General features: G+C 54.9%; 8 protein-coding genes. 5 read left to right on the forward strand and 3 right to left on the reverse strand.

The genetic code is table 11. The features are described 5' to 3' along the window. Positions 1 to 6: 6 nt before the first annotated feature. A complete protein-coding gene (locus tag CHH28_RS09090; RefSeq protein WP_094060012.1) occupies positions 7 to 1,197 on the reverse strand; it encodes an MFS transporter in 1,191 nt (396 codons plus the stop codon). 491 nt (positions 1,198 to 1,688) lie between these two features. On the opposite strand from CHH28_RS09090, the gene CHH28_RS09095 reads away from it, so the two are divergent. Next, entirely contained in the window at positions 1,689 to 2,384 is a 696-nt protein-coding gene (locus CHH28_RS09095; RefSeq protein WP_332881237.1) for an aspartate/glutamate racemase family protein, read from the forward strand. 63 nt (positions 2,385 to 2,447) lie between these two features. Here CHH28_RS09095 and CHH28_RS09100 read toward each other — a convergent pair whose 3' ends face one another. Further along, complete coding sequence (locus CHH28_RS09100; protein WP_094060013.1) at positions 2,448 to 3,128, reverse strand: LysE family translocator; 681 nt, start codon at positions 3,126 to 3,128, stop codon at positions 2,448 to 2,450. Positions 3,129 to 3,416: 288 nt separating this feature from the next. Further along, complete coding sequence (locus tag CHH28_RS19870) at positions 3,417 to 5,795, reverse strand: hypothetical protein (RefSeq protein WP_199244041.1); 2,379 nt, start codon at positions 5,793 to 5,795, stop codon at positions 3,417 to 3,419. A 221-nt stretch (positions 5,796 to 6,016) separates the two neighbouring features. Between CHH28_RS19870 and CHH28_RS09120 the strand changes: the two genes are divergently transcribed. From CHH28_RS09120 to CHH28_RS09135, 4 genes are all read left to right on the forward strand, one after another. After that, complete coding sequence (locus tag CHH28_RS09120) at positions 6,017 to 12,091, forward strand: DUF1566 domain-containing protein (RefSeq protein WP_157729852.1); 6,075 nt, start codon at positions 6,017 to 6,019, stop codon at positions 12,089 to 12,091. Between the two features lie 10 nt (positions 12,092 to 12,101). Further along, positions 12,102 to 12,290, forward strand: a complete 189-nt coding sequence (locus CHH28_RS09125; RefSeq protein WP_094060018.1) for a Flp family type IVb pilin — start codon at positions 12,102 to 12,104, stop codon at positions 12,288 to 12,290. Positions 12,291 to 12,296: 6 nt separating this feature from the next. Continuing rightward, complete coding sequence (cpaB, locus tag CHH28_RS09130; RefSeq protein WP_094060019.1) at positions 12,297 to 13,175, forward strand: Flp pilus assembly protein CpaB; 879 nt, start codon at positions 12,297 to 12,299, stop codon at positions 13,173 to 13,175. Positions 13,176 to 13,296: 121 nt separating this feature from the next. Beyond that, positions 13,297 to 14,544 (forward strand): type II and III secretion system protein family protein, encoded by a 1,248-nt coding sequence (locus tag CHH28_RS09135; RefSeq protein WP_094060020.1) that lies wholly within the window; start codon positions 13,297 to 13,299, stop codon positions 14,542 to 14,544. The last annotated feature ends 8 nt before the right edge of the window (positions 14,545 to 14,552 follow it).

Below are 14,552 nucleotides of genomic sequence, written 5' to 3' on the forward strand. Positions count from 1 at the left end.
TGTTTATTACTGTTTGTGGGTAATTTGCTGCTGCAGCCGTCGCATTAATAAGGGCTGCAGTATCGCTAACACGGCCGCGACTACGGCTAGCGTAGCCAGATTTTGCAGCACTCCGTGCTCGTCTTCGGTCAGAATCCAGGTGGAAATAATACCCCCTGTGGCCGTGGCAGCATTTTGTACCGCCGTTTTTAGCGACATAAACGCAGCACGTTGCTCTGGTGGTGCGACCCAGCTGAGTTGTGTATTCACAGCGACGCTCAAACTGGTGCGCATCAGCATAAAGCTGATAAACATCACCATGATTGGTAGCCAATGCTGAGTGTGAATAAAGGTGACCCACAATACCAACAAATAACCGGCGGTGACGGCGTAAGACACTTTGGTGGGCCCAAAGCGGTCGCTGCAACGACCGGCAAAGCGCATGCTGAAAAAGCTCAGAGTGCCGCCAACCAGATACAAGAGACCAATGTCTTCGCGCGGATAATTCAGATTAATTTGAAAGAAAGTCGACAAATGTGGGATCAACAAAAAACCCGATGTGACTGATACAGCCAGCATCAATAACCCCAATCTTGGGGCACCGGCTTGGTACAGCATTGGCCACGAAGGCTGCGGGTTTTCGTGTTGCGGCGTTTGCTGTGGTAGCAGCCAAGCGGCAATAATTGCCAGTAACAGTGTCATTAAGCCAATGACCCAAAACGGCGTGTGCCAGCTGCCCAGTCGCGCCAATTCCAGCCCGACTGGAACGCCGAGCACCGACGCCAGCGAAAATGCTCCCGCTACTTGTCCCATGGCCCGGCCACGACGCTCTGGTGGGACCGCGTCGATTAAAATCGCCATGGCCAATGCCATCGCCGGGCCACCAAAGGCTCCAGCTATGGTGCGCGCCGTCAGCAATGACCAAGTATCGACGGCAAAGGCTGCGGCGGTGGTGCCAGCCGCCAAGCCAAGTAAGCAAAACACCATCGCCGAGCGACGCGGAAAGCGATCTAACCAAGTGGCAGCCAATAACGAGCTGATGGTCGCACCGACGGCATATACCCCGGTCACCACGCCCATTTGTGAGGTGGCGATGCCCAAGCCTATAGCCAGGTCGGGGCCGAGCGGAGCGACCATCATGAAATCGACGATATTGATAAATTGAATGGCGGCAATCAGAGTGATAAGCCAGCGTTCACTGAGAGCGGGTGAGGGCATAGATGGACACTGCAGAAACTGGGCACACAGAGTAGGGCGCAGATGTGGGCCTGGCAAGCGCTCCAGTGTGAATGCAGTGTTGCACAGCTTTATGAACAGAGGTGTGGCAAGGCTGCCTTGAGCATTGATGCGGCCTACCTGGTTTGTGGATTAGCTTGGCTTGTGGAATTGCTTGGCTTATGCAGCAGCTTAAATAGCACCGTGCGTTGCTTTTGATCGATATTAGCGGGCGATCCGATGTCAGCGGGTTTTTAATTGAGCCAGTGAGGAAGCAGTTGAATAAGAGGTTGCATAAGCCGGGAAACATAAAAGTCAGGCAGTGTTAGCAATCCACAGCAACTGTACTGGTCGCTTTTCACTGCACTGCCGCTATTGTTTCGACCCTGTCGCTTTATTCTGATGGTCAACTTTTTTGTACTTCTGGCCACTCGAACACAGGTTGCATAACTGTTGATATGAGTGGCAGCCCTGCCGACTGCTGTGAGGAAAACATGATGAAAACCATTGGTCTGATTGGTGGCATGAGCTGGGAGTCGAGCGTGACGTATTACCAGTTAATTAATCGTGGCATTCAGCAGCGCTTAGGTGGTTTGCATTCGGCATCGCTGTTGATGTCGAGCCTGGACTTTGCCGCCGTGGCCGAATTGCAAGCTCAAGGTCAATGGGCAGCGTTGGCGGAGCTATTGTGTGACCATGCTCAGCGCCTGCAAAATGCTGGGGCTGATGCGGTGATGATTTGCACCAACACCATGCACAAACTGGCGCCTCAGGTGGAGGAAGCCATTGATGTGCCGTTGCTGCACATCGCAGATGCCACGGCCCTGTCATTAAAACAACAGGGCATTACCCGCGCCGGCTTATTGGGCACACGATTTACCATGGAGCAAGACTTTTACGCCGCGCGCTTGCAACAGCACGGTATTGATGTATTGATTCCCAATGAAACCCAGCGTGACATTGTGCATCAGGTTATTTATCAAGAGTTGTGCCGCGGGGAAATCAACAGTGCTTCGCGCCAGCAGTATTGTGACATCATCGCCGACTTACAAATGCAAGGAGCAGGCGCGGTGATTTTAGGCTGCACAGAAATTGGCCTGCTGGTGCAATCGCAACACTGTTCTGTACCACTGGTCGATACCGCCATGGTTCATGCACAGGCTGCGGTTGAGTGGATGCTGGCGGAGTAGCCTTTTAATTAATCGGCTCTCTAATAACTCGCTGGCCAGTGCAGGGCTCTTCCTGGCTGGCGGTTATTTTGCTCGGCTCAGATCGCCATTGCTGTTGATGGCTCCTTCTATGACCGTGCTAAAGCCTGTGCTCATACCTGTACCAATGCCTGCGCAAATAAAGGTGCCACCAAACAGTCGCCCTAATAATCGCCCTGGTAATCTCTGGTTAAAGCGCTGACTGGCGCGATGTACCAGTATGGAATAGCTGCTCAAACAGACAAACGACAGCAACATAAAACTGCTCACTAGTATTGAAAACTGCGCCAGCAAAGGTTCAGTCACGTCAATAAACTGTGGAAACAGCGCGGTGGTAAATAAAATGGCTTTGGGGTTGGTGATAGCCACCAATAAACCTTGGCCATACAGGCCCAATAAGTTGGCTTTTACCGGCTGCTCGCTGGTCGGTGTATTGAACTGAATGCCGGATCGCCACAGCTTGATGCCCATGTAAATCAAATAGGCAGCACCCAGTATTTTCACCAGAGAAAATGCCACAGCAGAGTGCACAACCAAGGCGGTCAGGCCAATCACAGATACCGACGACATAATCAGCAGCGAAGTGACATTGCCAAGCACCGTGGCCAATGTTTGCTTAAAGCCAAACGTGGCGCTGTGAATAGATACCAGCAGTGCCGCTGGCCCTGGCGTGGCGGTGGCCAATAATGCAATGGAGCAAAAGGATAACCAGTGTTCTAACGGCATAACAAACCTGTTGTGGTGTGCCAAAGGGAGGACAAACTGTAACAGAGCGCTGTGAATTCTGGGGTATTTTTTATCGCAGACCTGTTTTTTACAGCTATTTTTCTCTCACGCTAGTTTTTAATGGAGCAGGCGCACTCGAATGCTGGTGCTGGTGAAACCACCATGAAAAATGCTGCTTTCTCGGTGTTTTTTAACGGTACTGCTAGAAATAAGTCGCGCAGTGTAGACCGACGGCTCGTAGTCTTTTAAGGCAAACCAAGAGCCGTCTATTTGGATTTAATGGATAAATCAGCCAGCAGTAAAGATGCGAAACACCCGAGTGACTTCTGTGTATTGCTGTCGAAAGCGACCGCGAATGGTGGCGGTCAGTGTCACCGGTTGGCGTCCGTATTGGCTACTGACAGCACCGCTGGCAACCTCCACCGCCGCTGAATTGCTGTGCCATTCAATCACACTGTTGCCTAATTGAGTCGGCAGGTACAGTGCTTCGCTGACGTCGTTGGGGTCGCTGTTGGCACCGAGAATTCTTTCCAACGTTAATGCTTGCAGGGTGTTGGCCATGGTATTGCCAAAGCGCTGGCCGTATCCCAGAGTGCGAATAACCCGGCCATTTTCCCCCAGCATCAGCAGTTGATCTTGTTGCAACGATAGTGCTTGGCTGTTGGCGACCGGTGTTAAACGCTCAACCAGGGTGACATTGGGCAGTTCATATAAATACAGTGCGTGGTCTTGCGTCAGCACCGCCAGGTGATCGCGCTGCGGACTAATGGCCATGTCGACGATATTGGCTTGCAGATCGATGCGCTGCTCAATGCTGGGGCTGGCCAAGTTGCCCGCGTACAAAATCACCAGTTCATGGCCGTTTTCTTCACTGAGCGCGATGCGCTGATCGTCATCAAAGAAAAATGCCTTGCTGACGGCTTTTAGCGCGTTGTCCTGTGCCCAGCCCAACGACTGCATGGAATCGACCGCCACCACACTCAAACCTTGTGCTTCGTTGGTGCTGACCAGCGCCAGTGAGCCATTGTCATTCGTGCTGATGTGGTTGATCTGGGCTGTGCGGTTATAGGGGGCGAAGTAACCACCAACTTGTGTGAGCTGCTCCATATCTAGGCGGAACAAGCGCTGATCTGTGGCGCTTAATAAGACTTGCTCATCATCGGACAGCGCCAAGTGTTTCATGGCCGCGTTGGCGCAAAAGGCATCACTGCCCGGCGTTGGGTTGGTGACCGGTGGTTGTGTCGGCTCGGTTGGCTGCGTCGGGAAAGTAGTCGCCGATGCCATGGCGTCGTATTGCACGGTGGGCATGTGCTTATCACCGGCAGCGACTTTGTCGTTGCTGCTGGCGGTGGCGCTATCATTTGTGCCAGTGCCAGTGCCAGTGCCAGTGCCAGTGCCAGTGCCAGTGCCAGTGCCAGTGCCAGTGCCAGTGCCAGTGCCTGTGCCTGTGCCTGTGCCTGTGCCTGTGCCTGTGCCTGTGCCTGTGCCTGTGCCGGAAGAATCGCCTAATTGAATTTTATGCACACCGCTGTTGCTGCCACTGTCCGCCGGGCAGGCAATGTTGCGACTGCTGGTGCTGCTGCCACCATTGATCAGATACACCGACTGAGTGCGGCTGGCGGGTTGTAGTGCAATGATGTTTCCTAGGGCGCGATCGCCCAGATCAACGTCCACCGGCGGCAGGGTAATGCCACCATCGACAATGGTGGCGCCGCTGTGACCATCGTGGTCGTCGTCATCATCGTCATCGAGAATGCGATGGCGTGTATCTTCCACGCCTGGGTCTGACCCCTTGTTCGTGCCTTTGCCTGAGATCTTGCTCTTGCTCGCGCTGCTGGCAGTATTAGTCGTGCTGCCTGTGGCTTGTGTCAGTTGCTCGCCATTGCTCCAAATGATCAAACGCTCATCGGCACTGGCGGCAACCACCAAATCCCCGCGCGGCGCGTGCCCTAAGCTCTGGTACTGATCACCAAAATGACTGTTCAAACGGCTTAATACCAGCTGCGGTTGCTGGCACTGGGCCACCACCTGATGCAGCTCGGCGCTGACGTCAAAACGCTGTTGCAGCACCATCTGATCGACCAGCGCCGCGACCACGCAGTATGGGTTTTGCTGTGGCCATTGGCTGAGTGCTTGGTCGATGCTGGTTTGTATTTGCTGGCTGACCTGCTCGGGCCCGGCTTGGTGCAAAGCATTAGCAAACGACACCTGTGGAAAAACACTTTCCAGATAGCGCGCCGCTTGCACAGCCCGCACGTTGGCCGAGGTATCACTGGCGCTGCTCAGCGTTGGATTAAACAACAGCTCATTGTTAAGCAGGGTGGTCATGGGAGTGATCACTTGGGCGCCATCTGGGGCGCTCATAAAGCCTTTATTGTTGCTGCTGCGGCTAACGTACGGCCCGCCTTGCGAGCCATCTAGGCGAAGTGGTTGCTCACTTTCAAAGTCATCACAACGGCCGTTGAGGTTCCAGTCTGGGCATTCTTTGGCGAACGCCAGTAGAGCGTCTTGCTCATCGTTATCGTGCTGATCATCACCGACCTGGCAACCGGCGAGTGCGGCGGCCACGGCCAGGGGGAGTAAATAGGTACGATATGTCAGGAATGGTGAAGACAGCGATGAGTCTGGACAAGACATGGAGGCACGCTCTGGGCAGATGGTTTTCAACTAAATCCATTTAAATCCATTTAAATCAATGGCTTAAGTGGTTTTTCTAGGTTCGTGTCGATCCTTGAATGACGGCGATATTAGTAAAGTAATGTAGTAATTGCAAACCAATATCATTTGCACTACCATCCGCAACCAATCAATACCCGGCCGCGTTTTAGGGTTTATTTGGAACGCGATTGTCACTGATGACTCAGCTTGTTGGCTGTGAGGAATACTCCATGCGTTACGTCTCCCTTGGCTTGATTTTGTCGCTACTGGCATTGGCGGGATGTGGTGAGGATCAATCGCAGCCAAGTGGTCAGGCAGTGACGCCAGTGCCACCATCGACCCCAAGCAAGCCCACCGATGACAGCGATAACGAGTACGCCGGCAACGATGCTGTGCGCGTCACTGGGATCGCCATCGACGGTTATCTGTACCAGGCCTGGGCCTGTCTGGATGTCAACGACAATGCCGCGTGCGATGGTGATGAATATCGCAGCAAAACCGATCGCCAGGGGCGCTATGTGCTGCAACTGCCGGCCGGCAGCAACACCGACCAAGTGTTGGTGGAGATCATTCCTGGCACCACCATCGACATGGATGACCCACAGCAAACTCTGCAGCAGCGCGCGATATTGCGCCCGCTGCGCGGCGCCGGGAATCAGCAGCTGGTCACGCCGCTGACCACATTAGTGCGCCAACGCGCAGAGCAAAGCGGTTTCAGTCAGTCCGACGTCGAAGCCAGCCTAGCGCGTGAGTGGTTGGTGCCTGGCAATACGCTGACGGCAAATTATCTGCAAGGCGTCGACAACGATCAGGACGCGGTGGTGCATGGCATCGCCAAGGCGGTATTTAGCGACTGGCAGCAGCAGCTGCAACGCAGTGTGGCGGATAACCCGGGTGCGTCCTGGCAGCAAGTGGTGACGCAAGCCGATGCCGATTGGCACAGCGACACCGGTCAGCGGCAATTGCGCACCGTGGTGCAAACCCGCGATATGGCAGCAGCGCCGGAACTTATTATCAACGACGATTTGGACACCTTGAGCTGGCACTATGTTGCGGGCTTTGAGCGCGCCGACGCCTACGAGCTGTCCGTTGATGGTGGTAGCAGCTGGCAGCCAATAACCACGCGTCCTTTCGTCATTGGCAATCGTTCGTTGGCCGTGGGTCAGGTGCAGCTGCGAGTGCGAGCAGGGAAGGACGGCGGCGCTGGGCGCATTGCCCGCAATCAGCAGCCGTATATGGCACGAATCAGCAATATTGCGGCGCCGGCGACGATCGAAATCGACGATAGCAATGACCAATTTGGCTGGCCTTGGGTCAGTGGTTTTGACCAGGCTGCAGACTATGAAATATCGCTGGATGGCGGCCTTAGCTGGACACCGGCACAAGATAACCCCAGCGCCTATGGCGATTTGGATCTGCCAGCCGGGCAGCTGCACATTCGCGTACAGGCCAGCAGTGAGCGCTTGGCGGGCGCCAGCGCTATCAGCGCTGTTGCGTTTACACGGCTAGCCACCGACGTGCCTGCGCCCAGCCAACTGGTGGTCGACGATGAGCGCAATACCTTAAGCTGGCAGCCAGTGGCCGGTTTTAGCGCGGCCAGTGCTTATGAGATCAGTATCGATGGCGGTTACAGCTGGACCGCTGCCAGCGCTAATCCTGCGTTGATCGGAGACATCGACGTTGCTGCTGGCCAAGCGCAGGTGCGCGTTGCCGCCATCGCTGGGCGACAAGCGGCCGGTGCGGCGGCAGTGAGCAGCAGCGCCTTTACCGCACTGCTCGACAACATTGCGGCACCGTCGCAGCTGCAGGTGGATGATCATGCCAATCTGCTCGACTGGACTCTGGTTGCAGGTTTTCCACAGCTGTCCGATTACCAGGTCAGCTTCGATACCGGCGCTAGCTGGCAAGCGGTCAGTCGTAAACCAATGCCGGTTGGTGATCGATATATACCGGCGGGCCAATTGCAGGTGCGAGTGGCCCCTCTGGCTGGGGTGCGTTTGGCTGGCAATGCCGCCTACAACAGGGTTGATTTTCATCCATCGCTGGTGGACATCGCCGCACCCGGCGAGCTGCAAGTGGACGATGTTAACGACACTCTGAACTGGCAACCTGTCGCCGGTTACCCAAATGCCGATCAGTACCAGTGGCGCATTCAGAACGAGTCCGGCTGGCGTGCTATCAGCACTCGGCCGCTGCTGGTGGGTGACATCGCCATTGCCAGTGGCCAGCTGCAGCTGCGTGTTGCTCCCAGCAATGCCCAGCGCGGCGGCGACATCGCGTTCAGTCCAGCGGCGTTTACCGCGCTGGACAGTAACATTGCTGCCCCGACTGGCCTGCAAGTCGACGATATCAACAACACCTTAAGCTGGAGCTGGGTCACTGGCTTTGAGCGCGCGGACTTGTATCAGTACCACCTGGGCGATGGTGTGTGGCGTTCGACTCCGGCCAATCCCCTGTCGGTCGGCGATGTGGATGTGGCCAAAGGGGCGCTGCACCTGCGGGTAGCGGCCAAAGCCGGTGAGCGCAGTGCTGGTAAGTCCGCCACTTCCGGCGCAGCGTTTCACCAAGTAGTGCGTCAAGTGCCGGCACCGCAGGCTCTGTTAGCAGACGATATGGCCGACACCTTGAGTTGGGATTGGGTGCCTGGTTTTGCCCGCAGCGAGGATTACCAATGGAGTTTGGATGCTGGTCACAGCTGGGCTGACGTGACCCAACGACCACTGACGGTGGGCGATCGTGATTTGGCGGCCAGTCAGATTCAGCTGCGGGTTAAAGGCATTGTTGGCATGCGCGAAAGCGGCGCGGTTGCCACTAGCCCAGCCGACTTTAGCGCCAGAGTCAGCAACATTGCCGCACCGACTCAGGTGATCAGCGACGATCGCGCCGATACGCTGAGTTGGAATTGGGTTAGTGGTTTCGAACAAGTCAGCGACTATCAATACAGCATTAATGGCGGCGCTAGCTGGAATACCGTCACGAGCAAACCGGTGACGGTCGGCGACGTCGAAGCACCAGCGCTGCAGGTATTAGTGCGGGTGGCGGCCATCAATGGCGTGCGCAGCGCTGGCGCCAGCGCATCGCCGGAGCAAGGTTTTACTCGGGTTGCGAATACTCCAGCCGCGCCAACGGCTGTCTATGTCAATGACAGTGCCGATACGCTGGATTGGGCGTGGGTCGCGGGGTATCAGCAAGCCAGCGATTACGAGTACCAATGGCCTGGCAGTCGCGGCTGGCAAAGCGTGACACAAAAACCCCTATTGATCGGCAATTATCACATCGCCAGCGGCCAGCTGTTGCTGCGTGTGGCGGCGGTAAATGATGCACAGGCACCCGGCGCCATCGCCGTGAATGCTGCGCCGTTTACCATCAGTGCCGCCAGTTTGCCGAGGCCGGGCAACTTAACGGTCGACGACGAAAATGACACCTTGGGCTGGCACATGCATGAGGATTATCCACACGCCAGTGACTATCAGTATCGACTCGCAGCGGACGGCGAATGGCATACCGCCAGCAGCAATCCTATTCAACTGAGTGATCGTTTCGATGGCGTTGTCAGCTTGCGGATTGGCGTCGACGGAGCGCCAATGGCGTCGACCTCGCCGGGAGAGTTTAGCCTGACGGCGTTTGCCAAACTGGCGCAAGACGGCTCGCGGTTAGCGGCCACAGCCAGTGACTGGGCTTGTATTCGCGACAATCAATTTGATGGCGGTTTGTATTGGCTGCAAGGCAGTGCTGACCAGCTGTTCTGGCATAACCGCGACGACACGGTCATGACGCGCTTAGCGGCTGCCAACGATCAAAGTGTGTGCGGCTTTTCCGACTGGCAAGTGGCTGGCCTACAGCAGCTGCTGCATTTGAAAGACCAGAATGTGTGGGGCGTTGCGCCTTACTTCGAGCATTTGCACAGCAGTACCCATCGCCGCTATTGGACGGCTGATATTGGCGATAGCAGTGACGAGCGCCGTTTGTTGGCCGCAGGCGACAGCCGCCAAACCTACTCCGCGTCGATCAATGGCTACAACTATCACTTGATAGTGAATCGTGTGCAGGTCGACCCACTGCATTACATAGCGGCGGTGAAACAGCAATTGGCGGCGTTGGTGACGGCCACCGAGCAAGTCAGCACCTGGAATCAAGAAGCGCGAGAGGCGCGGCAACTGCGCCAGAATGAATTTAGCAATGCCACCAGTGTGGGCGACATTGACGAGCTGCAAGTCGCGTTGCTGGACACCATTAATACACAACAATATCGCCTGGCACTGCTGCCTGCCATTCAGCAACAACATCAGCAAGCGCTGACCCTAGCCGAGCAGCGTGAACAGCGCTTGGTCAGCAATCCGGACAACAATGTCGAGGCTGGCCACCTGCTCGACTATCAACAAGAACGCCAAGCGCTGAGCCTGCAATACGACAGCCTGGTCGCCGCCAATGTCGATGTGGGCGGCGTCGCCGCCGTGATTGCCGACTTGCAAAGTCTGTTGGCCAGTTTGAAAACACTCACCGACGAGACGGCGCGCTGGCAGCAAGTGAATGCTCACCAAGCTGCGGCAGCCGAACAATTAAACGCCGCCCAGCAACAGGCCGAGGATATCGCCGCCAAGCTGCAAGCACTGCAGCAAACCGGCGATGATGTCGAAAAAGCCCGAGCCTTGTATCTGGCGGCGCGAATCGGCATGCAACATTTTGCTGACAGCCGTGGGCATCGTGCGACCTTAATGGAAGATGCCAGCTGGTTGACACAATGGCACGCAGCGCTGAGTGCAGCCGGCATACCGGCGCCGGTACTGGCGGACATTACGCAGCAAATCAGTGCCATAGAACAAGCGTTGAGCGCCCATCAGAGCTGGCACGACCAACAGCAAGCCAGCACCGAACAAGCGCTTGATCAAGCCTGGGCCAATGGTTTGGACATTAGCCTGGAGGAGGCCTCGGTCAGCAGTCAGGGGTATGCCTTCGTTAAATTAGATGCCAAGGGGCGGCGCATGCTCAGCAGCGACAGCGTCGATCAAGGTTGGCGTTGTGTGCAGGACACACGGTTTGCCGATGCTCGGATTTGGGCGCTGCTGCGCGATGGCCAGCCAGGTTCTGTTGATCAGATGACTTGGCCGCAAGCGCACGCGTGGCAGTTGGAAGCCAATGCGCAACAGCTTTGTGGCCGTAATGACTGGGCGCTACCGACGTTGGACGATTTAAAAACCTTAAAGCTGGTGAGCGTCAGTTACAGCGCCAGTACCATTGATACGGCGGTTTTCCCACAGCATCAAGGCTCACAGCAGGGTTATCAATCCAGTGATTTAATGGCGCGATATTTTTATTGGACGGCGGACAGCACACACGCCGGTGAAAATCTGGCCTACAGCTATTCCAGTGCTTACGACTACCAATACATCGACGAGCGCCTACAAAGCTTCGACAACAGTGTTGATTTAGACAGCGGTTTTCAGGTTTTTACCCGTTTACTGGCGTACACGCCGAGTGATGCTTTTAACAAATTGACCAGCACCGGCGAGCCCAGCACCGATGAGCCCAGTACTGGCGACAATGCTTGGGTCTGCTCGCAGCATAAAAGCAGTGGTTTAATCTGGCTGCGCACCGATTTCGTGCCACAACCCGGAGAGCCACGCACGCAATCACAACATCAACGTGAAGTGGCTCAGGCACAGGTGTGTGGTAGCGATCAATGGCGATTGCCAACCTTGGCGGAAATAAAAACCTTATTGGCCTATCGCCATGGCCAACTGGGTCATTTACAGCTGAGCGCCGACGCCCTGTACGCAACTTCTACTAGCAGTGGTTCAACTTTCCGCAGTTATTCGTTTGAATCTGGTCTGGTTGATGATGTGTATCGCTCGGGAAAAACTTATCCCTTGTGGGTCAGTGATGGTCAAACCGGCGCGGATGCGCCCTTGCCGCAGGGCTACACAGGCCTCGATCAACACGGCAATGCCACTGTTTCGGGTGTTCATTACTGCATTCAGCAAAATAGCAGTGCCGATCATTGGACCACGCATCTGGCGGTGGATGCAGCGGCTAAAAAATTCGACAGCTCTCCAGATAATTATTGTGGTTTCAGCAATTGGCAGTATCCGACGTTCAGCCAGCTGCGCACTGTATTGGACTCACCGGCTCAAACGATTTTATTCAAAGATTGGGTGAGCAATGGCAGCTATTGGTTACGCAGTTCCGTGACCGGCTGCGCTGCTAATGAAAAAGCGGTGATGAATATCAGTGGTATTGAACGTTGCGTCAGTAGCGATTACTGGAGCGGCGAAAAACATCACTCTCGTTTTATTCGTACTAATTGAGGAAAAAATCATGAGCGCTCGTATGCGTCAGGGCGGCTTACGCCGCCAGCGTGGTGTGACGGCCATTGAATACGCCATTTTAGCGGCCGCGCTAGCTGCCACTCTATTTGCCGTTGCCGGAGATGAAGGGCCACTGCGCAATGCCATCGATTCAGCATTTGGTCGGGTCGAAACCACCATTGCCGAAGGCGGCGAATAAGCGCTCATGACGATGAAACGCAGCTGGTTAATTTATGCAGGCTTGGCTTCTTCGCTGGCGGGTTTAGCGCTGACGCTGAACAGTCCTGATAGCTCCGCTAAGGCCGATCATACGCCGCAAGTATTAACCTTGAATCACGATTTACAGGCCGGCACACTGATGCACCAGCGCCATGTATATTGGCGTTCGGTCTCTGCTGAGGAATGGCAACAATTGCGCTTATCCGGCGCTATTATCAGCGCTGAAAAAGAGCAAGAACGCCAGCACTGGCTGGATAAGATTCAAGGCTCTGCCGTGCGGTTGCCATTAAAAGCCGAGCAAAATGTGTATCAAAATCAGCTAGTGCGCGCTGGAGAGAGTGGGTTTCTAGCACTGACGGTGGCACCAGGAAAACGTGCCATCTCCGTGCGCTTAAAACCCTCTGCCATCAGCGAGGGCCTGATATCGCCAGGTGATTTTGTCGATTTAATTGTCACCACCCAGGCACAGCAGTGGCGTCGCTCGGTGGACTCGAATCCGAGTAAACGAGACTTTCGCACTTGGCGCTCGTCGGTAGTGGCCAGCGATATTCGTGTTCTGGCGATCAACCAAGTGGCCAGCGCCGATAGCTATCAAAGCGAGCAGCTGACCGAAGGTAAGCGGCCACGCCATGTCACCGTTACCTTTGAAACCACGCCCGAGCAAGCCGTGCGCATTCCGCTGGCTGAGCAAATGTCTGGTAGTACCGGGCTGTTGAGTGTCAGCCTGCGCCACCCGCAAGATCGTTCTTACGCATTATCGGCCAGTAAGGCCAGCGATTTGTTTCCAGAAACCAAACAAGACGGGTTAGAGCAGAATACATATTTAATTCGTGGCGAAGAGCGCGAAGTGTCGGGTGGTTTATAAACAGACGATATATGTCGGTCTGAAGTATTTTAAACAAACGTCTGCTGGGTTGGCAGACGGCGGGAGCGTCATTGTTTTGTTGACATTAAAACCTGTGCTGAATATAGCCGGACTTGGTGGAATGCTGGTGTGTTCCACCGTGGCTAATGCAGCGGATTTACAACTGAAAGTCGGAAAAGGCCAGCTGGTGCATTTGCCGTCGGATGCAAAAACGGTGTTTGTGGCAGATCCGGCCGTAGCCAATTATCAGCTGCCAGCCAGCCGCTCGTTATTTGTTTATGGCAAGGCACACGGTGATACTGATGTGTATGTACTGGACAGTCAGCAACGCACCATTTATCGCGCAGCGATCGAAGTGCGTAACAACTTAGCACGCTTACAAAGCGCTTTGGATGAACAGTTTAGCGACGCCAAGGTAACCGTCGTCGAACAAGGCCGTAAATTGGTATTGCGTGGCAGCAGCCCATCGGCGCTGGATATAGAATCTATGTTGGCAATGGCGCAGTCCTATGTCGAAGAAGACAGCGACGTCGTCAATGACATGCACTTGGATATTCCTAAACAGGTCAATATTCGTTTGCGCATTGCCGAGGTTAAGCGTGAGGTGAGCAATCAGCTTGGCATCAAATGGGGCACGCTCGCTAATGGCCAAATCAATTTCTATAAGCGCCCGGTGGAAATGGATTTATTCGGCTTTACTGCATTTGATAACCCGCTCACCGGTGTGCTGGATGCCCTCGCCGAAGAAGGGCTGGCCAAAGTATTGGCTGAGCCCAATCTAACCGCGCTCAGTGGCGAAGAAGCAACGTTTCACGCTGGCGGCAGCTTTCCCTACACCATTCCCGATCCGGATTTAAATACCTACACCGTGGACTTTCGTGACTACGGTGTGCGCCTGGATATGCGCCCTACGGTAATGGAAGGCCAACGTATTCGCCTAAAAGTGCGTCCAGAAGTCTCCAATTTAAGCACCGAAGTCAACCTTGGTAGTACTGGTTTATTGGCGCCCTCTCTGCAAGTACGCAGCGCTGAAACCACGGTGGAATTGGCATCGGGCGAGAGCTTTGCGTTGGCCGGGCTAATTCAGGCAAATGACGTTAGCAGCGTCAGTAAGTTGCCTTTTTTAGGCGATATTCCCGTATTGGGAGCGTTATTTCGCAGCGAGGATTTTCGCCGTGAAGAAACCGAGCTGGTGATTATCGTGACGGCCTATGCGGTAGAGCCAACCGCGCAGGATAACTATCAATTCCCGGGCCAGCAGTTGCAATTAAATTCGCAGTTTGAACGTTTGCTGTGGGGGGAAACCTACCACCATCGCCAACAGCCACTGCCGGCCAGTATTTCTGGTCGTCCCGATTTTATTTATTAGGAGCATGG

The organism is Bacterioplanes sanyensis (assembly GCF_002237535.1).
Lineage (GTDB): Bacteria > Pseudomonadota > Gammaproteobacteria > Pseudomonadales > Oceanobacteraceae > Bacterioplanes > Bacterioplanes sanyensis_A.